General features: G+C 31.2%; 21 protein-coding genes. 11 read left to right on the top strand and 10 right to left on the bottom strand.

Going from position 1 to position 21835, the window contains the following annotated elements:
* The first annotated feature begins 41 nt into the window (after positions 1–41).
* From HSX10_RS04045 to HSX10_RS04010, 8 genes are all read left to right on the top strand, one after another.
* Entirely contained in the window at positions 42–398 is a 357-nt protein-coding gene (locus HSX10_RS04045) for a four helix bundle protein (RefSeq protein WP_173586923.1), read from the top strand.
* A gap of 50 nt (positions 399–448) precedes the next feature.
* Positions 449–1738, top strand: coding sequence for a threonine synthase (gene thrC / locus HSX10_RS04040; RefSeq protein WP_173586922.1), 1290 nt, complete (start codon positions 449–451; stop codon positions 1736–1738).
* 35 nt (positions 1739–1773) lie between these two features.
* Complete coding sequence (locus HSX10_RS04035) at positions 1774–2124, top strand: GIY-YIG nuclease family protein (protein ID WP_173586921.1); 351 nt, start codon at positions 1774–1776, stop codon at positions 2122–2124.
* A gap of 76 nt (positions 2125–2200) precedes the next feature.
* Positions 2201–2749 (top strand): TlpA family protein disulfide reductase, encoded by a 549-nt coding sequence (locus HSX10_RS04030; protein ID WP_173586920.1) that lies wholly within the window; start codon positions 2201–2203, stop codon positions 2747–2749.
* Positions 2750–2763: 14 nt separating this feature from the next.
* Positions 2764–3531 (top strand): thioredoxin family protein, encoded by a 768-nt coding sequence (locus HSX10_RS04025; protein ID WP_173586919.1) that lies wholly within the window; start codon positions 2764–2766, stop codon positions 3529–3531.
* Between the two features lie 178 nt (positions 3532–3709).
* Positions 3710–4579, top strand: a complete 870-nt coding sequence (locus tag HSX10_RS04020; RefSeq protein ID WP_173586918.1) for a helix-turn-helix domain-containing protein — start codon at positions 3710–3712, stop codon at positions 4577–4579.
* Positions 4580–4667: 88 nt separating this feature from the next.
* The gene (locus tag HSX10_RS04015; RefSeq protein ID WP_173586917.1) at positions 4668–4868 is read left to right on the top strand and encodes a hypothetical protein; all 201 of its coding nucleotides are present in this window, start codon (positions 4668–4670) and stop codon (positions 4866–4868) included.
* Positions 4869–4882: 14 nt separating this feature from the next.
* Complete coding sequence (locus tag HSX10_RS04010; protein WP_173586916.1) at positions 4883–5743, top strand: SDR family oxidoreductase; 861 nt, start codon at positions 4883–4885, stop codon at positions 5741–5743.
* Between the two features lie 102 nt (positions 5744–5845).
* Here HSX10_RS04010 and guaB read toward each other — a convergent pair whose 3' ends face one another.
* Positions 5846–7318, bottom strand: a complete 1473-nt coding sequence (gene guaB, locus HSX10_RS04005) for an IMP dehydrogenase (RefSeq protein WP_173587029.1) — start codon at positions 7316–7318, stop codon at positions 5846–5848.
* A gap of 142 nt (positions 7319–7460) precedes the next feature.
* Entirely contained in the window at positions 7461–7640 is a 180-nt protein-coding gene (locus HSX10_RS18860; protein WP_367651251.1) for a DUF6686 family protein, read from the bottom strand.
* 162 nt (positions 7641–7802) lie between these two features.
* On the opposite strand from HSX10_RS18860, the gene HSX10_RS04000 reads away from it, so the two are divergent.
* The 3 genes from HSX10_RS04000 (at position 7803) to HSX10_RS03990 (ending at position 11597) form a co-directional block, all read left to right on the top strand.
* Positions 7803–9014 carry an imelysin family protein gene (locus tag HSX10_RS04000; protein WP_173586915.1) on the top strand — a complete coding sequence of 404 codons (1212 nt, stop codon included), beginning with the start codon at positions 7803–7805 and terminating at the stop codon, positions 9012–9014.
* Positions 9015–9132: 118 nt separating this feature from the next.
* Complete coding sequence (locus tag HSX10_RS03995; RefSeq protein WP_173586914.1) at positions 9133–10506, top strand: di-heme oxidoreductase family protein; 1374 nt, start codon at positions 9133–9135, stop codon at positions 10504–10506.
* An 8-nt stretch (positions 10507–10514) separates the two neighbouring features.
* On the top strand, positions 10515–11597 hold the full coding sequence (locus HSX10_RS03990) for an imelysin family protein (protein WP_173586913.1): 1083 nt from the start codon (positions 10515–10517) through the stop codon (positions 11595–11597).
* A 255-nt stretch (positions 11598–11852) separates the two neighbouring features.
* Here HSX10_RS03990 and HSX10_RS03985 read toward each other — a convergent pair whose 3' ends face one another.
* The 8 genes from HSX10_RS03985 to HSX10_RS03950 form a co-directional block, all read right to left on the bottom strand.
* Entirely contained in the window at positions 11853–14285 is a 2433-nt protein-coding gene (locus HSX10_RS03985; protein WP_437344040.1) for a TonB-dependent receptor domain-containing protein, read from the bottom strand.
* A complete protein-coding gene (locus HSX10_RS03980; protein WP_173586912.1) occupies positions 14263–15627 on the bottom strand; it encodes an HTTM domain-containing protein in 1365 nt (454 codons plus the stop codon). Before HSX10_RS03980 ends, HSX10_RS03985 begins: the two co-directional genes overlap by 23 nt.
* 65 nt (positions 15628–15692) lie before the next feature.
* Positions 15693–16823: an imelysin family protein gene (locus tag HSX10_RS03975; protein ID WP_173586911.1), complete on the bottom strand. Its 1131-nt coding sequence runs from the start codon at positions 16821–16823 to the stop codon at positions 15693–15695.
* An 86-nt stretch (positions 16824–16909) separates the two neighbouring features.
* Positions 16910–17263, bottom strand: coding sequence for a DUF6686 family protein (locus HSX10_RS03970; protein WP_173586910.1), 354 nt, complete (start codon positions 17261–17263; stop codon positions 16910–16912).
* A gap of 1 nt (position 17264) precedes the next feature.
* A complete protein-coding gene (locus HSX10_RS03965) occupies positions 17265–17618 on the bottom strand; it encodes a DUF6686 family protein (protein WP_173586909.1) in 354 nt (117 codons plus the stop codon).
* A 12-nt stretch (positions 17619–17630) separates the two neighbouring features.
* The gene (locus HSX10_RS03960; protein ID WP_173586908.1) at positions 17631–19823 is read right to left on the bottom strand and encodes a PepSY domain-containing protein; all 2193 of its coding nucleotides are present in this window, start codon (positions 19821–19823) and stop codon (positions 17631–17633) included.
* 11 nt (positions 19824–19834) lie between these two features.
* Entirely contained in the window at positions 19835–20320 is a 486-nt protein-coding gene (locus HSX10_RS03955; protein ID WP_173586907.1) for a DUF2271 domain-containing protein, read from the bottom strand.
* 13 nt (positions 20321–20333) lie between these two features.
* Entirely contained in the window at positions 20334–21821 is a 1488-nt protein-coding gene (locus HSX10_RS03950; RefSeq protein WP_173586906.1) for an ankyrin repeat domain-containing protein, read from the bottom strand.
* Between the last annotated feature and the right edge of the window lie 14 nt (positions 21822–21835).

Raw genomic sequence — 21835 nt, 5'->3', positions numbered from 1 at the left:
ATGACGGAAGACAGAAATGGCCGAGACTTAAAATTGAGATTATGAATAAATTCAAATTTGAAAAACTGATTATTTGGCAAGACGCTATGGATTACGGAGAAGTAATAAATGATATTTCTCAACTATTTCCAGATAAAGAGAAGTTTAATTTAAAATCTCAAATTATGAGAGCTGTAGATTCTGTTGCACTTAACATATCTGAAGGTTCAATTGGTCAATCAAATCCAGAACAGAGAAAATTTATAGGTTATTCTATTCGCTCATTAGCTGAAGTTGTAACTTGTTTATTTAAAGCAAAACGACGAAATTATATCTCGGAAGAAATTTTTATCAAATTATACAATTCTGCTTTTCATTTAATGAACAAAATGGCAGCATTTAAAAGAAATATTAACTAAAAATGAATTCGGCAGTCTGTTATCAGTCTTCCGTCTTCTGTCAAAACACTATGAATTACTACTCACTAAATAAAAAAGCTCCTAACACAACTTTTGAAGATGCTGTTGTTAGAGGTCTAGCTCCAGATAAAGGTTTGTATTTTCCTAAATCGATAACACCCTTAGATCCTTCATTTTTTGAAACGATTGAAGATAAATCGAATACAGAAATTGCCTTCGAAGCGATTAAACAATTTATTGCACCAGAAATTCCTGAAGACGTTTTAAAAACAATTATTGAAGAAACCTTAAACTTCGACTTTCCTGTTGTAGAAATCAATGAAAACATTTCTACTTTAGAGTTATTTCATGGACCAACAATGGCCTTTAAAGATGTTGGTGCGCGTTTTATGGCACGTTGTTTAGGCTATTTCAACAAAACAAATACTAAAGATGTTACCGTTTTGGTTGCGACTTCTGGTGATACAGGAGGTGCAGTTGCTAATGGTTTTTTAGGTGTAAAAGGTGTGAATGTTGTTATTCTTTATCCTAACGGAAAAGTGAGCGATATTCAAGAAAAGCAATTAACTACACTCGGTCAAAATATTACAGCTCTAGAAGTTGATGGTGTTTTTGATGATTGCCAAGATATGGTTAAACAGGCATTTATGGATACCGAATTGACGAGTAAAATGCAATTAACCTCAGCAAATTCTATAAATATTGCACGTTGGTTACCACAACTATTTTACTTTATGTTTACCTACAAGCAATTAAAATCTAAACATAAAGACCTTGCATTCTCCGTTCCTAGTGGAAACTTCGGAAATATTTGCGCAGGTATGGTAGCCCAAAAATTAGGTTTACCTATTAAACATTTTATTGCAGCCAATAATGCCAATGATACGATTGTAAATTATATGCTTACACAGTCTTATAATCCAAAACCTTCAGTGCAAACTATAAGTAATGCTATGGATGTTGGTAATCCTAGTAATTTTATTAGAATACAAGAGTTACACAACAATGATTATGATACTTTAAAAGCTAATTTATCTTCTTATAGTTTTACGGATGAAGAAACTAAAGCTGCGCTTTTAGAAATTTATCATGATTGGAATTATATTGCAGATCCTCATGGAGCTGTTGGTTATTTAGGTGCCAAAGAATACTTAAAATCAAATGATGCTCATGTTGTGTTTTTAGAAACAGCGCATCCTACTAAGTTTTTAAATGTAGTTACTGATGTTATTAAAGAAGATATTGATTTACCACCGCAAATTCAATCGGTTATGCACAAAGAAAAAGTCTCTATAAAAATTGATTCTTATGACGATTTAAAAAGCTTTTTATTAAAATAATTAAATATTCTTCTAGAATTTAATTCATCTATTTTATGGCAAAAACGCTCTATACCATATATGTCATAGAGTTATCTAAACGTGTTTTTACACAAAACACAAAGTTTAGAAATGCTAATCCACAGTTCAATGGTGTTTTGGAATGCTTGTATGTAGGCATGACATCCAAAACACCTAAAGAACGTTTTCTTCAACATAAAACAGGACATAGAAATAAAAAAGGCCATAAAATATCAGCAAATATTGTTGAGAAATATGGCACTTATTTACGACCTAGTCTATTCAATCATATTGATCCTTTTTTTACAAGAGCAGAAGCATTAAAAGCCGAAGCACAAATCACATTAGAATTGCGGAGAGAAGGCTATGCAGTATGGTCTAACTAAAAAAATTTAATTTTCAATTAAACCTTTGTTATTTTATCAAGTCTAACTTTGAAATATTGAATACAAAATTTTAAACATGCTCAAAACAAAGCAATCAAAACACTCTAAATTTTCAATATTTACATTGTTTTTCATCCTTTTACTTACTACTAATTGTAATAATACAACGTCAGAAAAAAAAGTAGAAAGTACTAATGTAACTGACGTCAATAAAGAAATCCCTGTTTACGACTTCAGTGAATTTGAACCTTTAATTTACACCGAATCCGATAAAACATATCTCGTTAATTTTTGGGCGATGTGGTGTGCTCCTTGTGTTAAAGAGCTACCATACATTGAAAAATTTTCCGCAAAACACCCAGATGTAGAAGTGATTTTGGTAAGCTTAGATTTCCCAAAAGATATTGAGACAAAACTTAAACCTTTCTTAAAGAAAAATAACATAACCCAAAAAGTTGTACTATTGGATGATCCAGATGCTAACACATGGATAGATAAAATAGATCCTAATTGGTCCGGAGCCATTCCATTTACTATTATGTTCAACAAAGATGAACGCTTATTTTACGAACGTTCTTTTGAAAATTTAGAAGATTTAGAAAACCAAATAAGAAAACTTAATTAAAAATTAAATCAAACATGAAAAAAATCAGTGTTCTAATTGCCATTATTGGCTTATCGGCAAGTGTACTTGTATCTTGTAAAAATGAAGAAAAAAAATCAGGAGAACCTACTGCTGAAAATCAACATAAAGAACATAAAGGAGAACATCCTCCTCATCATGATGGAGACCGAAAAGGACCTCCACATGGTGGTGATAAAAAAGGACCACCTCAAGGTAGCCCTGAACAAACCAAAACCTTAGAAGAAATTGGAGGTTACAAAATTGGAGATGTTGCTACAGATTTTAATCTTAAAAATGTAGATGGCACAATGGTTTCTTTAGCAGGTTTAGAAAATGCTAAAGGTTATATTGTAACATTTACTTGTAATGAATGTCCGTTTTCTAAATTATATGAAGATCGATTAATTGCTTTAAATAATGAATATGCACCAAAAGGATATCCTGTAATTGCAATTAATCCTAATAGCCCTGAAAATGTAAAAGAAGGTTATGAAGCGATGCAAGCACGTGCTAAAGAAAAAGGATTTACATTCCCTTATTTAGTAGATGAAGGTCAAAAAATATACCCACAATATGGTGCTGTTAGAACTCCTCATGTATTTTTACTAGATGCTGAACGTAAAGTGCAATATATTGGTACCATCGATGATAATGCAAAATCACCAGAGGATGTAAAAGTGAAGTTTGTAGAAGATGCTATTGAAGCATTAGAAAAAGGTGAGAAACCAGAACCTAGTTTAACAAAAGCTATTGGTTGTCCTATAAAAGCTAACCAAGCTTAGTTTATATACATCAAGTTTTATAATAACAAAAAACAGCATCTTTTCAGATGCTGTTTTACTTTTTATAAAATAGCCTAGAAAACTTCGGCAATAATACCCAAATTAACCATTTTATATATCTTCGGAATAATCCATAATAATGACTATTTTTATTCAAAAACTATAAATAAATTCTACATTGAATAATTTCCCCAATATATCTTTTAAAATTACCGAAGGCTCTAAGTCTACAGGCTTCGATTTTATTAGAGTGGCCGAAATATTCGAAAGAATCAAAAAAGACCCTAACCATAATCCGCATCAGCCACACCGAATTTCTTTTTTTGCTTTATTGCTTGTCACAGAAGGTGAAGGAGAACATCAAGTAGATTTAAAAAATTACAAAATTAAAAAAGGGTCTGTTCTCAAAATTGCAAAAGGTCAGGTAAATGCTTTTAAAGATCATACGACCTACGATGGTTATCTAGTCATATTTACAGAGGATTTTGTTTTAAAATATTTTTCAAAATCATCAATTGAATTTATTTCGCATTTATACAACTATCATATTTCTGATCCATTGGTTGAAAACAGTAGTTTAAACAACTTCTTTTTAGAACGTATTACCGAAGAAATTAACAGTAAAAACACGTATGCTCAAAATGAAATAGTTGCCAAAATATTAGAACTTTTTTTATTAAAATTAGAACGTGAAACTTATAATTCACCATTAAAAACCTTCAATAAGAAACATCAAACGCTATTTATTGATTTTAAAAATTTAGTAGAAGAAAATTATACGAAAACACGGAACGTAAAAGATTACGCAGAATCATTAAACATCTCTACAAAACATCTCAACACTATAGTTAGAGCCATTACACTAAATACGGCAAAGCATTTTATTGACAACTATGTCATTCTAGAAATTAAGCGTGTTATTTTTAGTAGCACTATAAGTCTAAAAGAAGTCTCTTATCAAAACGGCTTTGATGAAGTCACTAATTTTACGAAGTTTTTTAAAAAGCATACAGGTCTTTCTCCTAAAGAATTCAAATCTACACTTTAGCCTTCAAGTTTCATATTTACCATTTTTAATAGCGGATTCACCTTTTACAACCTTGGTTATATTTCTAACTTTGCCTTAAAAATATATTATGAGCGAAGTCGCAAAATGCCCAACATGTGGGAGCCATTCAAAAATAAAAGTAAAAGATGGAGAAACCACGTATAAAGTGGTTCAAGATGAGGAAGCTTTAAAAAAAATTGGTCAGATGAAAAAGGCTTTAGAAAAGTTTAAATTTAAAGCCGAACAACTTGAAAAAGAGTTGGAAGAACTAAAATCTAATCCATCCTAAAACAACTAAATATTATGAAGATTGCAGTCACATCAGCTAGTGGACATTTAGGGTCCGAAATTGTAAAAGCACTTTTAAAAGCCACTAAAAAAGAGCAAGTAATAGCCATTGCGAGAACACCAGAAAAAGCAAAACACTTAGGTGTGGAAGTTAGAAATGGAGATTATAATAACCGTGAAGATTTTAATACTGCTTTAAAAGGTATAGACATCGTACTGCTCGTTTCTGGTATGGATGATCCTCAGAAAAGAATTCAACAACATCGTAATGTCATTGAAGCTGCGAAACAAAATGGTGTACAAAAAATAGTGTATACTAGTATTATTGGAGCTGAAGAAAATAATGCCTTTAGTCCTGTAGTTCAAAGCAATCGTCAGACTGAAGAAGACATACGTAATTCTGGTTTGCAATGGGTTATTGGCAGAAATGGAATTTATATTGAACCTGATTTAGAATACATAGATACTTACATAAAAGAAGATGGAATAAGAAATTCTGCAGACCAAGGAAAATGTAACTATACGAGTCGCGAAGAATTAGGTTATGCATATTCAAAAATGCTTTTAGAAGAAAAGCATAATGGTAACATTTATAACTTAGTTGGTGAGGCTATTTCTCAAAAGGAACTTGCAACTTATATCAATCAAGTTTATAACACCAACCTGATCTATAATTCAGTTTCTGTAGAAACCTATAAAGCGGATAGAATAGCTGAACTTGGTGAATTTCTAGGTACCATTATCGCAGGGATTTATGAAGGCATTAAAAATGGTGCTAATGATGTACCTTCTGATTATGAAAAAGCTGCAGGTAGAGTACATAAATCGGCATTAAAACTAATAGAGACTTACTATCTAAATCACGTTAAAAACTAAATTTAATTCCCCTTATATAAATTTAATAACAAAAAAAACAGCATCTTATGAAGATGCTGTTTTTTTGTTATTATATAAGATTCCTGCTTGCGCAGGAATTCGTTATCTTGAATAATTAGGTGACTCATTTGTAATCGTTACATCATGAGGATGACTTTCATTTATCCCAGAACTTGTAATTTTAACAAAGCGTCCGTTTTCTTTTAAAGTTTCAATGTCTTTAGCACCACAATATCCCATACCAGCTCTAAGTCCACCAATAAATTGATGAATACTTTCTACTAGTTCTCCTTTATATGGTACACGACCAACAATTCCTTCAGGAACTAATTTTTTAATATCGTCTTCAACATCTTGAAAATAACGATCCTTACTTCCTTGTTTCATAGCTTCTACAGAACCCATTCCACGGTAAGATTTGAATTTTCTTCCTTCGTAAATAATTGTATCTCCAGGACTTTCTTTAGTTCCTGCTAAAAGTGATCCTAACATTACGGTATCTGCACCAGCAGCTATCGCTTTAGGAATATCTCCTGTATAACGAATACCTCCATCTGCAATAACAGGAACACCAGAACCTTTAATCGCTGCAGCAACTTCTAACACCGCCGAAAACTGAGGAAAACCAACACCTGCAACAACTCTTGTTGTACAGATTGAACCTGGACCAATTCCTACTTTTACAGCATCTGCACCTGCTTCCACTAAATATTTAGCAGCAGCACCTGTTGCTATATTTCCAACAATAACATCGAGCTTAGGAAACTTCTTTTTAATGTCTTTCAATACAGAAACCACACCTTTAGTGTGTCCGTGAGCCGTATCTATAATTACAGCATCTACGCCTGCAGCTACTAAAGCCGAAGCTCTTTCTACTGCATCTGCTGTAACACCAATTGCAGCAGCAACTCTTAATCTACCAAAAGAATCTTTATTCGCATTTGGTTTTTGAGTTACTTTAGTAATATCTCTAAACGTAATAAGTCCTTTTAGATTAAAATTATCATCAACAATCAATAATTTTTCAATCTTGTTTTGTTGTAGAATTTGTTCTGCGTCTTTTAATGAAGTACCAACAGCAGCAGTTACCAAATTTTCTTTGGTCATTACTTCTACAATTGGTTTTGTTCCTTCATGTTCAAAACGTAAATCTCTATTAGTAACAATTCCTTTTAATTTTCCATCTTCATCTACAATAGGAATTCCTCCAATACTATGTTCTGCCATATTTGATTTCGCATCAAAAACAGTTGCCGTCATTGGTAATGTTACAGGATCTATAATCATTCCGCTTTCAGCACGTTTTACACGCCTTACCTTATCGGCTTGCTGTGCAATAGTCATGTTTTTATGTAACACTCCTATTCCACCTTCTTGCGCCATGGCAATTGCCATTTTACTTTCCGTAACCGTATCCATTGCTGCTGAAATAACAGGAATGTTAATGGTAATGTTTCGTGTGAATTTGGTTTTGATACTAACTTCTCTAGGAAGTATTTCTGAATATGCTGGAACTAAGAGTACGTCATCGTAAGTAAGACCTTCTCCAACAATTTTATTTTCGTGTGCTGTCATGGCAATTAAGATATAATTGCGCACAAAGGTAAGGATTTAATATCAACCAAGTACGCTTATATGAGGTTTTGAAGATTATTTTATTGTTAAGTACAAATTCTCTTGTAGTTAGCGCAAAAATCTTATCAAAATAAACCATTTATTAATTAAGAATTAAGGTATACTCTATGTCTTTCAACGAAATATAGTTTTCATAAATACTACCTCTATGGCAAAAAAGTGTTTTGAGCTCTAGTATTTCTTGTTTATTAAACATTAAAACCAAATTCTCATGAATTGATGGTATGGGAATTTTTCGTTTCACTTTTGTACCTGTACACATTTCTTCATATTATTCACACAAACAATTAATGATAATTTATAAAAAATAAGGCAAAGAAAGTTAAATCACCAAATCCTTATTTAAATTTAGTCTAAATAAATTTTGATATGTCGGAGATAAAAAATAAATTCGCCAAATAAAATTTAACAATTAAATAACAAAATGAAAAAAATTTCAATTTTATTACTAGCCGTTTCATTTGCGTTTGCATGTTCAAGTGATGATGATAACAACCAAAGTAACCCTGAGAGTACAGATGTAACAAAAGAAGAAGTAATTTCTAACTATGCAGATTTAGTTTATCAATCTTATTTAGATAGCTATAATACATCAGTTACTATGCAAACTGCTATTGAAGCATTTGTAGCATCTCCATCTGACGCTACTTTAAATACTGCAAAAAATGCTTGGTTTGCTGCTAGAGAAATATATGGACAAACAGAAGCTTTTAGAGAAACTAATGGACCTGTAGATACAGAAGGTGATTTTTGGTCATTAGGAACAGAAAGTCTTATGAATGCATGGCCTATAGATGAAAGTTATATCGATTATGTTAGTACTGGTACTGAAGATTATGCAGGTAGTTACAATAGTATTATAAGTGATTTAAGCGTTACAATTGACGAAGCTACTTTATCTAGTTTAAATGAAGATCAAAATGATAAGTCAATTAGTACAGGATGGCATGCTATTGAATTTTTACTTTGGGGACAAGACAATACTGTACCTGCAGATAATTTAGCAGGTCAACGTTCTTACATGGATTATACAACTGCAGATAATGCAGATAGAAGAGCATTATACTTAACAGTTACAACAGATTTATTAGTTAGTGATTTATTAGACTTAACTAATACTTGGGCTGAAGGTGGTACTTATAGAACTGTATTTGAAGCTTTAGATACAGATACAGCATTACAACAAGCTATTAATGGTGCTTTCTTTATTGCGGGTGATGAATTAAGTTCTGAGCGTATGATTGCTCCTGTAGATTCTACAGATGGTATTAATGGTTTAGGTCAAGAAGATGAACATTCTTGTTTTTCTGATAACACAAACAGAGATGTATATGCTAATGCACAAGGCGTAATTAATGTTATATATGGTTCTTATGGATCTGTTGACGGACCTTCTTTTTACGATTTAGTAAACCAAGCAGACGAAACACAAGCACTAGCTTTACAAACAGCTGCGACTAACGCAATGACTAAAGTGAATGTTGTTGGTGATAATGCACAACCTTTCGATTATTTAATTACACAAGAAACTTCTGATGATCTTACTGGTCCAGTAATGCAAGCTGTAGAAGCTTTATTTATTTTAGCAGATGAAATTAGTGCTTCAGCATCTGTAATAGGTATTAACCTTAATTAAATTTTTAAATTTAATTTTTCTAAACTTAGATAAATCCCGAACTTCGCGTTTTGGGATTTATCTATTTTTTAAAACCACACATATTTTGTTCAAAAGAAAACAAAACATCATTTTTTTAATGATAATTATAGGATTTTTATCCTGTGACTCTGACGACAACAATTACTCTGCTGTTGTAAATACATATGAAGAAGGAGAAGAGTATTTATCTGGTTCTTTAGGTGTTAATAGTACTAGTTCTAATGCATTTGGTTTTGAAATAGATGGTTTATCTTTTTCTGAAATCGGACAATTTTCTACCGGAAACTCATTATTTAATCAAAATTGGGTCTCCTCTCCTGCTTCTACAACAGGGAGAGATGGCTTAGGACCAACATTTAATGCGAGGGCATGTGCTGGTTGCCACTTTAAAGATGGACGTGGTGGACCTCTTGTTAATGGAGAAAACTCTAATGGTTTTTTAATGCGTGTTAGCTTACCTGGGGAAGATGCTTTTGGAAACCCAAACCCTGTACCAAGTTATAGTACACAAATACAAGATATATCTAATAATGGTATTCCTTTTGAAGCAAAAGTGATCGCTACTTATGAAACTATTGATGGTGAATATGCAGATGGTACATCGTACCAACTACAAAAACCAATTTATTCTTTTAGTGAAGAACAGTTTGGTAGCCTAGCTGGTGTATTAATGTCTCCTAGAGTAGCAACACAAACTATTGGACTAGGATTAATAAGTGCTATACCTGAAGAGCAAATTTTACTAAACGTCGATGAGTTTGACACTAACAATGATGGTATTTCGGGTAAACCAAATTATGTTTATGATGTAGCATCTGGTACTGATAAATTAGGACGGTTTGGTTGGAAATCTAATATGCCTTCATTAAAACAACAAATTGCTGGTGCTTTTCATGGAGATATGGGTTTAACCACTTCTTTATTTACTGAAAACAATTGTCCTTCTCCACAACAAGATTGTATAGATGCACCAAACGGAGGAGACCCAGAAGTTACCGATGATCAATTAGAAAAAGTTCTATTTTATCAAGGTACTTTGGCTGTACCAAACAGAAGGAATTTTACAGAACAATCTGTATTAAACGGAAAAGCACTCTTTAATGAATTAAATTGTGTTAGTTGCCATGCTATTAATCAAACAACAGGAACTTCAGAAATTCATCCGCTTTTAGAAGGGGTGACAATAAAACCATATTCTGATTTTTTATTACATGATATGGGTGATGACTTAGCCGATAATAGACCAGATTTTGATGCTAATGGCAATGAATGGCGAACACAACCGTTATGGGGAATAGGTCTAATTTCAACTGTGAATAACCATACATTTTTCTTACATGATGGTCGTGCAAGAAATATAGAAGAAGCTATACTTTGGCATGGTGGTGAAGCTGAAAACATTAAAAATGCATTTAAAAACTTATCGCAAGAAGAACGTGAAAGCGTTATAGATTTCGTTAACTCCTTATAAAAATTAATATGAAAAAACATTTATTTCTAACGCTCACTATAAGCACTCTTCTCTTTTTTGCTTGTAATAGTAATGATGATAGTTCTAATGATGGATTTAAAGTTAAGGACTTATTATCCGATGTAACAAATCAGCAAATTGTACCTTCTATTGCTACTTTTACAAATTCTGCAAATACATTCGAACAAAACATAAGCGATTATGTAAATAATACTACTGAAGCAAATTTAGAGATCGCAAGAGAACAATGGAAGTTGACGGCTATTGCTTATGAAAAAACTTATGTACACCATATTGGTACTGCTAGAAGTCAATTTATAAATTCTTCTATTTATAATTGGCCAACAGTAAGTGGTGCTATTGAGTTTTTTATCTCTGATAATGATACTATAGATGCTGATTTTATGGCAACTATTAGTGCACAAGCTAAATCATTAGCTGCATTAGAGTATTTATTATTTGCAGAAGATTTAACAACTATTAATTCTGGTTTTATTAATTCTGAAAAACGCAGAGATTATTTAAGATTATCTTCAGTTTATCTTACTTCAAGAGCAGAACGTCTTCAGGATATATGGAGCGATCCTAGTGAAGATTATGCGACTGTTTTTATTAATAATGACGATTCTGGTATTCAAGGTTCCTTTAACCAATATTATAATGGAATGTATAACGCCATAGATGTTACTAAAACAACTAAAGTAGGAAAGCCTGCTGGTTTAGAAAACTCACAAGTTATCAATCCTGAATTAGCTCAAGCATATTATAGCACTACTTCTAAAGCTTTAGTAGAAGCTAGTGTAAAAAGTGTAGAAACAGCCTATTTTAACCCAAATGGATTAGGTGTTGATGATTATGTATTTTCTATAACTAATACCACAGATTTAAATGATGCTATACAAACTAAGATAACAGAAATTTACGCAGCTCTCGATGCTATAACAATTCCATTAAGTGAAGCTGTAGAGGTTAATCATTCTTTAGTTGAAGATCTTCATTCTAAATTAGAAGATTTACGTATTTTATTTGCTGTAGATGTAAGAAGTATTTTATCTATTGTTATTACAACAACGGATACTGATGGTGATTAAAAATCATCTATTATTTTAAGCGTTTCATAGTTAATTCATTTCTATAAAACACTTATAAAATTATCTTTAAAACTCATTTCGTTTTATACTATACTTAGTGTAAAACGGAATGAGTTTTCTTTTTTATAACACCATTGTTATAGGAAAAGCAACATTATAAGCCATAAACAAGATGGTTTATTTAAATGCCATATAAAGCTTCATTTACGAGTAAAATAAATGCTTAAAACTCGCTATTTAACTCTAAATCTACCACTAAATTTTAATATCTAAAGTAAGGTACCAATTTCTTGGTGATGATGGTAATATACCTGGGCCAGGATATCCTGTGGCTCTTCTGGTAAAGTAAGTATTATCTAAAACATTATTAATTCCTGTTTCTAATTTAAACTGTTTGTATTGATAAGATAGAGATAAGTCTAAAATATCATAAGAAGGAATTAAACCTATTATCCCAGAACTACCAAGTGGATCATTACCAGAGTTGGTTGCATCAGAAAACTGTTCTTCTAAATACGTATATTGAACACTTGCCTGAAAGTTTTCATAAGCAAAACGCAAGCCTGTTTTTATATTTAGCTGTGGTACAAATTCTACTTTATTACCCTCTACTCCTGTTTCTTCTGACTTTATATATTCTGAATTAATAATGGAAGTATTCACAAAGTAATTCAGTCTATACTTACTATTTTGTATGAAGAGTTTATTCAAATCAAAATCTATCAAAGACTCTAATCCATAAATAAAAGCATCTCCTATATTGTCTCTAACTTTAGTAACGCTATTATCTTCTTGCACTTCTAAAGTAATTCCTATTCTGTCGTTATAAAAAAGGCTAAAAGCACTAAAATCGAAAGAAACAACATCTTTATAATTCCCTCTAAATCCTATATCTGCTGTTAATCCTGTTTCATCAACTAAAGGTCTAACACTATAATTAGGGTTCACTAAATTGATATCTGAAAACGTAACTGATCTATAATTCTGAGAGGCATTGGCATAAAACTCTACATTATCATTAGGTTTATAGCTTCCGCCTAAGCCAAACAATACAAAAGAACGCTCGTTTAAATCATCGGAATATATGGTTTCGTTTAAAATTACATTACCTGCTCCATCTAAATTAATACGTTTAGAGAAACCATCACTTTCGGTCTTTATATATTCAGCTCTAAAACCAGGTGTTATAGACCATTTATCATTGAGATAAAAAATATTTTCTCCGAAAACAGAAATATTTAGATTAGGATTGGTAAAATTAGATTGGCTGGCGTAATTAGGGTAAGTTTCTGTTTGTAAATCAAAATCGGGACCAATACCATCACTTCCGGGTCCTTGAATAGAAGTGTTATTTGCTTTGTAAAATTTAGAACCAATTAAACCTGTAGCATCTTTACCAAAAAGCTTGTATTTACTTAATAATCTGGCTTCAAAACCAAAATTATTATATTCTCCTTTAATTAAATCGCGTTCATTAAAATCGTCAGGTATATCCTGTCGGTTAGTTCTAAAACCTAATGCATTACGTTCTGCATCCAAACCAAAAAAGTTAAATGTAAAATTGGTTTTTTCTGAAAACTTATGTGCTAATTTAAAATTATACAATAACCAATCTACCTGAAACCAATTACGTGTTCTATTACTTTGAAAAGCATCGTCATTAAACATCGCATCACTTAAACCACCTGCCTGTTGCGCTAAATAATGTAAATAAGTTACCTCTGCAGAGATCTTAGTTTTATCTGATAATTGATATCCTAAGTGTAAAAAAGCATTTTTAGATTCGAATTCTGAGTTTGGTCTAAAACCATCTCCCTTTTTATAATTAAAATAAGTATAATAACTAAACTTGTTTTTGGTACCGCTTAAGCTGGTAAAATTGGTATAAAGTCCGTTGCTTCCTATTGTATTTCTTATTACAAACTCTATAGGTTTGTTAGGGTTAGGCTCTTTAAACTTAAAATTTACGAGTCCTCCAAATTGTGTTCCATATTGCAATGATGCTGCACCACGTACAACTTGGATCTGCTCTAAAGCCTCAGCTGGTGGTGTATAATAACTTTCTGGATATCCTAAAACATCTGCACTAATATCATAACCATTTTGCCGTGTATTAAAGTTAGAAGTTCGGTTGGGATCTAAACCACGACCACCAATATTTAATTGTAAGCCAGCATCATCATTCTGAAAAATGTTTAATCCGGCTACTTGGCTATAAATTTGCCTGGCATTATTACTTGCTAAATTAGCCATGGACTGATCTACCAAAATAACTTCTGATTTTTTACCTGCATAGATAGCAGTTTCTTCCACATCTCGTAAGCGACTTAATTCAAAGACTTTAGATTTACGTGAAGTGATCTCTACTGCAGTTAATTCCTCTCCTATTGGTATTAATTTCTGGTTAATTTTTGTTTCACCATTAATCAAAGCTTCAACTTCTATAACTTGAAATTCATAAGAAAAGAACACTATTGTTAACTTCTCTTTATTAGTAGTAAACTCAAAATAACCTGAAGCATCTGTTTTTGCTAACATCCCTGAAGATTTTTCAAAAACTTCAACATTAGCTAATGGACTATTTGTTTCACTTTCAGTTACAATTCCTGATACTTTATTTTGAGATAAAGCAGTCGAAATTGAAACTAATAAAACGATTAATATATTATAAACCTTTAATTTCATCATTGAATGGTAGTATCCAGTTTTTATGTTTAAATGATTCTTTTTCTTTGTATAAATCTATTTTAGGATCGATATAAGGTTGACTTAACCGTCCATTTAATGCCACATAACAATCTACAAAAACTTGTATATTTTGATGGCCTTGACTTTTAAAATGATCGCCTAAATAATGGGCATATTCTAGAATAAAATCGGGCTGAAAACTCATTTGCTTTTCTTGAAAAGGCGTTAAGAAATCAGTATTATCTACATAGAAAAAATCATTGGTTTCGCTATTTACAATTTTAAAATTAGCATAACCAGCCTTTTCCATTAGCATAACACGCCATGAAAAACGAAAGCCTTCTTCGGTCCAAAATAATTCGTTTGGATACACTAAATACCGCCATGGAAACACCAATTGCAATGCAAAAAACACTATTAAAATTGGATGCACTAATTTTCTGTAAGAATAGCGATATGCCTGATCTGATAATGCTATTGTTTTGAATTTTAAAAACGAAATCCCTTTTCTAAAAATATTTAAAATTTTCTCGTGTAAAGTAGCATCAAAAAATATTAATGTAGAAACAATCATGATATAAGGAAACATCCCAATTGGAAATAAAATCCTAGTAAACACATGAAAAATAACCACTATTATAAAAGCTAAGGTTCTTGTTTTTTTATAGAGTAGTAAAAATGGAATTGCTAAATCGTAAAACATTCCAGACCAACTCATCGCAAAATGAAACCAATCTTTATGCATTAAAGTTTCTCCTATAATGGGAATATCGTATTTAGATGGTAACCATATTTTTAATGGCATAGCTTTAAATAACCAGTCACTATTTAATTTAGCCAAACCAGCGTATAAATAAACTGTACCAAGTAATAGTTTAACGCTATCTATTGTCCATTTAGGAATTTGTTTATACTGCTTTTTACGAATTAATGCATCTAAAGAAAAATAGGCATTAGCAGGTAAAAAACACATTAAAAAGCTTAATACTGTTATGAAATAGTAGTGGTTTAAATAGGTGGTTTTATCCATTAATTCTATGTAAGTAAAGCTTAGAAAAAATGTAATAATAGCAATTCTGTATTTAAATCCTATGAGGACAAAAAATGCCGCTAAACCACATATTGCAAATAATAAATAAGTATAATTCCCTATAGGTTTTATCCATTGAAAACCATAAAAAGTAAAGTGAAATTTAGGTTCTAGATATAATTTTTCAATCCAACCATAAGACCAGAATCTTATAATACTTGCTAACATCATAACACCAAAACCTATTCTAAAAACAGACAAAGGTGCTGCGTTAGTATTTGTATCTAAGTATGTTTTTATTTTAGTTAGCATTTCTATATGTAATACAAAAAGAGGTTGCCATAAGACAACCTCTAGTGTTTTATTAAAAAAAAAGATTAATCTCCATCACTGTCATTAAAATCTATAACAATATTTAAAGATTGCGCCATATCAACTTTTAACTTCGGAACTGCTGCTTGTATAATATCATAAGCTGCATTCATTTGAATATTATTATCTATAACTTGCTGAGAAAAATTAGAATTTAAACCATTAATAGCATTTCTTACCGCTACAAACTGATTGTTAATATCTGCAACCAACGCTTCATTACCTAAAAATTCTAAATACGTATTAATAGACGTTGCACTGGTATTATTAGTATAACTAACACCATTAAAAACATCTTCTATAGCTGTTAAAGCCTCTAAAGCTAATTCCTTAGAAACGTCACTTTTATAGTAAGCTTCTACTTTTTCTGGAAGCGTTCCTCCATTAGAAAAAACACCTGTAGGAATACCAAATTTTTCTGCTCTAAATCCTTTCTCATAAAAGAAAAGAAAATCATTAGCTAACATGTTAAAAGAGCCATTAAGACCACTATCTGTATTTGCTATAAATGTATTTCTGTAGCTAGATTCCCAATTATTAACAATAGCATTATTTTTTGTAATCATTTGTGCCATTACATCAGTCAAATAGGCTGAATATTCATTAAAATCACTGTTAGTAGTAAACTTATCTAAAGGTAACGCATCACCTGTTGCAACACCATGAATTAAGTAATCTAAAGCAGGAAAACCTTGTGCATCAAAATAATCAGAGGTATTTAAGTCATAATCTTCTGAAGATGTTCCATTTTCAATATCTGCAACTGTAACAGGATAAATATTAAAGAAACTTACAAAACCTCTTTCTTCACTACCTCCAACATTATCAGCTTCACCAATATTAAACATTTGTACGTGTTGACAAACCTTATAAGCCTCTAACCAAGTATCACTTAGTGTTTCTAAATTAGTCGTAGATTTATCATTAAGAAAGTCCTCTTTTGCTGTATCTAAAGCCGAAAGTTTACTTTGTAGGTCTTGAAATGCTGGTATAATAATATTATCGGCAACGTTAGTTAAAAGTGCTGTACGGTCAAAACCATCATCTACATTATTGCTACCTGTACTATCATCTGAAGAGCTACAAGCAATCGCTACAAGAATAATTGTTAAGAAAATTAATGCTTTTTTAAACATAAAAAATTAGTATTATTTTATAAGGTGCAAACTTAAAACAGAAAACAATTAACACAAAGCTAATTTAGATTAATTTTAAATAAAATTTAAGCAGATAATAAACGTTCCATTACAGAATCAAAATTTAAATTGAAAATAGTACCATCTATAAGGTTTTTAAAAATTTTTAATTCTTGATAATTAAAGAGAACTTCCTTATCGCTTTTTAATAATACAGGAATCCTTTTTAATTTATCAGCTAAATTTAGACAATCAAGTTGTTCTAAATTTTTCATGGCAGATTTAATAGTTTGCTGTAAATGCTTCAATTCTGAAACTGTAATATCAAAAGCAACTTTGTTAAACACCAATTGTATTTTGTTACATTGATCAACTGTACACCGTTTTAAAAAGAATGAAACCCCTAAATAATTACCATAAATTAACTCAATCTCATCCATCTTAATTCAAAATAAAAGTATAATCAATATCAATTAAGGTTATTTCATTTTCATAAACATTACCTCTATGACAAAAAAGTGCTTTTAGCTCTAGTATTTCTTGTTTATTAAACATTAAAACCAAATTCTCTTGAATTGATGGTATGGGAATTTTTCGTTTCACTTTTGCATCTGCATACATTTCTTCCCAATAATCTTCTTCAATTGATAATAAGTAGTTTTTAAACAGATGATATTGGTGTTGCGTAAATTCGAAATAGATATTATTAAACTCTAAATGGTAAATATTACAGTCTTTACATATAGACAATTCACCATTACTGACTTTTGATAAAACTTTTATATTATGACACATAAATTCTCTTTTTTAATAACAGTCCATTTTAATTTGTCCGTTACTTTCAAACGTGCTTAATGGCTTGTTGAGTTGTTCTGTGGTAATATTATTTAAAACTTCTAAAACACGGTTCTGCATGGCTATAGCCCCACAAATCATGACTACTCCATTTTGCTGGAAGTGTTTTGCAATAAATTCTTCATTTTGAATTAAAAGATCTTGAACATAAATTTTCTCTGCTTGTTCTTGAGAAAATGCGATTTGTAATTGGTTTAGTTTCTGTTGCTTTTTTGCTTCTTCTAATAAACCAGCATACAATTCTAAAGAGGTCTTGGTTCGTCCTCCCCAAAACAAGTGTATGTTTTTCTGTTTTTTATTGTCGTTAATCATGCCAAGAAATGGTGCAATACCGGTTCCGTTGGCTATTAAAATGACATCTTTTGTTTTAACAGGTAAATGAAATTCTTTATTTTCACTTATCGTTGCTGTAATAGTATCAGCCTTGTTTAATGTGCTGAAATAAGATGAACACAACCCTTTGTCATGTTTTCTAATACTCAAAAGAATATCTCCTTCTACTTTGGCAATTGAATATTCTCTGGCAGCTTCATCTTCATTAGGCTTAAATGCTAGTAAATCACCAGACTGAAATTTAATCTTCTTTAATGGCCTTAACTGCAACAAGAAAGTATCATCTATATTTAACTCCGTTCGTTTTACCACTTTAAACGTTCGTGTATATTTTGAATTTAATTTTTCTGTCGGTTGTGTAATAACCAGATTTTGATTAGAAACGGTATTCCATTGTAAAACCCAATTTTTAAAGGCTTCAAAAGATTGATTATTGATTTTTACTAATTCTAATTTTCGATTAAAATTTGGATGCACATTTAGCAGCTCATCAACTTCTTCTGCGTATTTACAATATTCAGGATATAATAAAGAACCAAAACCAACTACAGAATAATCTAACGTAGAATTTTGAATTGTTCCCAATAACTTTTCAAATTTAGTTGCATTTATTGGCGCATCTCCTTCGCCATAAGTTGCTGTAAAAATGATGAGCTCTTTTGCTTTATGATATGTCGCATATTGATTTAACTCTGTGATGTATGCCTTCTTGCCTAAAACTAATAAAGCTTTGTAAAATGAAATTGCAAAATTAAATGTACTTCCTGTTTCTGAACCTACTAGAATAATATATTCTGCGTCTTCTTTTTTAAATTTATTCTTAATTTTTACTGCTGACTTTCTACGTTTTAAAGTCATAGCAAAACCAGAATAAATAAAGAATAACAAGACAACACCAACCAATGCTAAAACAATAGACCATAAAATAGTGCCTTGGCCTGTATGCAGAAACAAACTCCATTGCGATAACATATGAACCAAAGGATACCGCTGTTCGCTTACAATTTCTCCAGAAAACTGATTGACTAAAAGTTCGCTACCTTTTAATGTGATAAAAAAGTAATCTTCTACATCATCAGAAAAAGGAAATTCTAAATTTTCAACTTCAGAGATTGGTGTGGCCTTAAAAACTTCGAAATCTGAAAATGGTATTTTATCTATATCCTCAGATACATCTTCAGGATAAGTATGCGTAATATTTGATTCTGGTAAAAGAGAAAACTTTTCTAATGATAAATAGACACCTGTAAATGCGACAATGATCACAGGAATTAGAAACCAACGTCCTAATTCTACGTGATAATATTGTTCAAAATTCTCGTTAACTATTTTAGAGAAAAACCGACGAATTCCGCCTTGTCTTTTGGCTATTAATACCAAACCTGTAATAGCCATTAATATTAAAAAAAACGACACCAAACCTACAATAAAACGTCCTGTAGATTTTAGAAATAAAGAACGGTGTAAATTAGTGGTAAACTTAAAAAGTGGTGATTTTTCAATAAGCTCACCTAACTTCTCCCCTGTTTCTGGGTTGATGTAAAAGGTTTCACTATCACCTTCATTTGTAATAACCGATGCTATGACAAAATCATTTTCATCCGTTGAGATGGTAATAATTTCGTCATAACTATTAGTTAAACTTTCTATCGTTGTGGCTAAAGTTGTGTCCTCATTAATTTGATAAGATTCCAACTGATTAGAAATAGGCTCGAAAGCCAAAATGGTACCAGTTATGGAAGCTAAAACAATAAAAAGAGAAGACACCAAAGCCAACATAAAGTGACTAAATCTCCAAATAGAAAGGGTCATATGCATTGCTTTTATTGAGGCATCATACGTATGTAACGGATAAATCCTTTACCTTCTACTTTACTTTTTACATTAGCTGAAGTTAACTCTACTTCTACATCACTCTCGTAATATTCTTGATCTTCAACTGCAGATTCAAAGCGAAGTTTATAGCCTTTGTCTAATTTGTCGTTATCTATTTCAATGACATTTATCGTACGCTGACCTCCACTTACCGTTGCTCCTGTAATAGCATCGATATCGTTTCGCTTTTTACCGTAAAAATCCCACCAAGACTCAATGGTATTATACCATTCATCATCATCACCGATAACATTAAGGGTTTCTACATATTCACCTTCAGGATTTAATAATGAAATGACAATATAGGCACCTTCACCTGTATAATTTGTCATTTGAATCATACATTTATACTTTGAAGATTCAGATAAGGTATTAAAAGATACCAAGCCAAAAGCTATAGTAAAGACTAAAATTATAAGTTTTATATTCTTCATATTTAAAATTATATTACTTTAAAAATTCAACTGAAACGTTATTCTTAGCTAATAACTCGTTCTCTTTAGCTAAGTCGTAAGCAGACTCTTCAAAATCTGTCACAACATCTTTCTTAGCACCATTTTTTAATAGAAATTTTAAAACACTGTCATCTTTAGCTTTTAGAGCCGCTAAATGCAATGCTGTGTTTCCTTCATTATTTTTAGCATTGATATCTTGTTTCATCTCTAATGCTATTTTTAACAACTCCAAACTATTTTTTTCGGCAGTTAAATGAAACCATGTGTTTCCATTTTTTTGAGTAGCAGTTAAATCTACTTTACTCTTATTCAAGAACTCTTTTTTACTGTAAAATTGCTTTTTGTTTCTTTCTGAATAAGAATCAATAAGGTAGTAACCTAGATTATTTCCGTCTGCATCTAACAAATTTGTTTTGGCTTTATTTGCAATTAAGAATGCTACAACATCTACATCGTTGCCACCCACTGCCAAACTTAAGGCCGTTTGCCCTTTTCTATTAGCATCGTTTATATTGTTTAGGCCTGAAGACAATACTTTTACAACCTCTAAATTATTATTTGAAGCCGCATTAATAAAAGGCGTATTTCCTTTATGATCTTTTTGGTTAACATCTAGTCCTTTATTAAGCAAATACTTAATGATGTTTACATCTTTACTTCTTGCAGCTAAAATATGTAACGGTGATACTCCTTCTTTATTTGTTGTATTGGGATTTAAACCAATACTTTCTAAATACTCATAAACCTCTATTCCATTAGATGATCTTCTTGCACCATTAGCCGCAAAAACAAAAGCCTGATCTGTACCTATCAATCCTTTTTTAACAAGAGATTTTAAAGCGTCAATATGACCTGTTTTAGTTGTATAATTAAAAATTCCGTCTCCATTTTTATCAACACTTTTAATATCTAATCCTTTAGATTGAAAATAAGATACAAGTTTAAAATCCTTATCACTTGGCGCTGCTAATAATAAAGCATTTGCACCACTTGGTGTTAAGTCTGTTTTTAAATTGACTCCTTTTTCTAGAATAAGGTCGTAAACTTTAGTGTTTTGTTGTCCTGCTGAAGCTGCAAAATTAATTATAGAACTTCCTTTATCATCCGTAATGTCTGTTTTAGCTCCTGTTGTTAAAAGGTATTTTACTAATTCATCGTTACCATTATATGCTGCCCAAAAAATGTAAGTTCTACCATCGTGAGTTAGTTTATTTACATCATTCCCTTTTTGAGATAAAAGAAATTTAATGGTTTCTAACGGTGTGTCTTGTAAAGTAGCAAAAACAACAGCATCAAAACTAGCCTTATTTGATTCTGAAGGATTATTCCCTTCTTTTATCTTTGCTTTAACCGTTTCTACACTTGGTTTTGTTCCCCAAAAATCACGATTTAAAAAGATGTTTTCCTTCTTCTTCTGTGCAAAAGCAGGTAATGCCAATATGACAAGAAGTAATACTACTACGGACTTAATTGTTTTCATATATAAATGTTTAT

Source organism: Winogradskyella undariae, from assembly GCF_013285155.1.
GTDB lineage: Bacteria > Bacteroidota > Bacteroidia > Flavobacteriales > Flavobacteriaceae > Winogradskyella > Winogradskyella undariae.
Note: the sequence above shows the minus strand (reverse complement) of the source record. Positions and strands in the feature narration are given on the sequence as shown.

What these genes read in the sequence shown, in the direction of transcription:
- HSX10_RS04045 (WP_173586923.1), top strand. Translation starts at nt 42, where the DNA reads ATGAATAAATTCAAATTTGAAAAACTGATTATTTGGCAAGACGCTATG.
- thrC (WP_173586922.1), top strand. Translation starts at nt 449, where the DNA reads ATGAATTACTACTCACTAAATAAAAAAGCTCCTAACACAACTTTTGAA.
- HSX10_RS04035 (WP_173586921.1), top strand. Translation starts at nt 1,774, where the DNA reads ATGGCAAAAACGCTCTATACCATATATGTCATAGAGTTATCTAAACGT.
- HSX10_RS04030 (WP_173586920.1), top strand. Translation starts at nt 2,201, where the DNA reads ATGCTCAAAACAAAGCAATCAAAACACTCTAAATTTTCAATATTTACA.
- HSX10_RS04025 (WP_173586919.1), top strand. Translation starts at nt 2,764, where the DNA reads ATGAAAAAAATCAGTGTTCTAATTGCCATTATTGGCTTATCGGCAAGT.
- HSX10_RS04015 (WP_173586917.1), top strand. Translation starts at nt 4,668, where the DNA reads ATGAGCGAAGTCGCAAAATGCCCAACATGTGGGAGCCATTCAAAAATA.
- HSX10_RS04010 (WP_173586916.1), top strand. Translation starts at nt 4,883, where the DNA reads ATGAAGATTGCAGTCACATCAGCTAGTGGACATTTAGGGTCCGAAATT.
- guaB (WP_173587029.1), bottom strand. Translation starts at nt 7,318, where the DNA reads ATGACAGCACACGAAAATAAAATTGTTGGAGAAGGTCTTACTTACGAT.
- HSX10_RS18860 (WP_367651251.1), bottom strand. Translation starts at nt 7,640, where the DNA reads ATGTGTACAGGTACAAAAGTGAAACGAAAAATTCCCATACCATCAATT.
- HSX10_RS04000 (WP_173586915.1), top strand. Translation starts at nt 7,803, where the DNA reads ATGAAAAAAATTTCAATTTTATTACTAGCCGTTTCATTTGCGTTTGCA.
- HSX10_RS03995 (WP_173586914.1), top strand. Translation starts at nt 9,133, where the DNA reads ATGATAATTATAGGATTTTTATCCTGTGACTCTGACGACAACAATTAC.
- HSX10_RS03990 (WP_173586913.1), top strand. Translation starts at nt 10,515, where the DNA reads ATGAAAAAACATTTATTTCTAACGCTCACTATAAGCACTCTTCTCTTT.
- HSX10_RS03985 (WP_437344040.1), bottom strand. Translation starts at nt 14,285, where the DNA reads ATGATGAAATTAAAGGTTTATAATATATTAATCGTTTTATTAGTTTCA.
- HSX10_RS03980 (WP_173586912.1), bottom strand. Translation starts at nt 15,627, where the DNA reads ATGCTAACTAAAATAAAAACATACTTAGATACAAATACTAACGCAGCA.
- HSX10_RS03975 (WP_173586911.1), bottom strand. Translation starts at nt 16,823, where the DNA reads ATGTTTAAAAAAGCATTAATTTTCTTAACAATTATTCTTGTAGCGATT.
- HSX10_RS03970 (WP_173586910.1), bottom strand. Translation starts at nt 17,263, where the DNA reads ATGGATGAGATTGAGTTAATTTATGGTAATTATTTAGGGGTTTCATTC.
- HSX10_RS03965 (WP_173586909.1), bottom strand. Translation starts at nt 17,618, where the DNA reads ATGTGTCATAATATAAAAGTTTTATCAAAAGTCAGTAATGGTGAATTG.
- HSX10_RS03960 (WP_173586908.1), bottom strand. Translation starts at nt 19,823, where the DNA reads ATGACCCTTTCTATTTGGAGATTTAGTCACTTTATGTTGGCTTTGGTG.
- HSX10_RS03955 (WP_173586907.1), bottom strand. Translation starts at nt 20,320, where the DNA reads ATGAAGAATATAAAACTTATAATTTTAGTCTTTACTATAGCTTTTGGC.
- HSX10_RS03950 (WP_173586906.1), bottom strand. Translation starts at nt 21,821, where the DNA reads ATGAAAACAATTAAGTCCGTAGTAGTATTACTTCTTGTCATATTGGCA.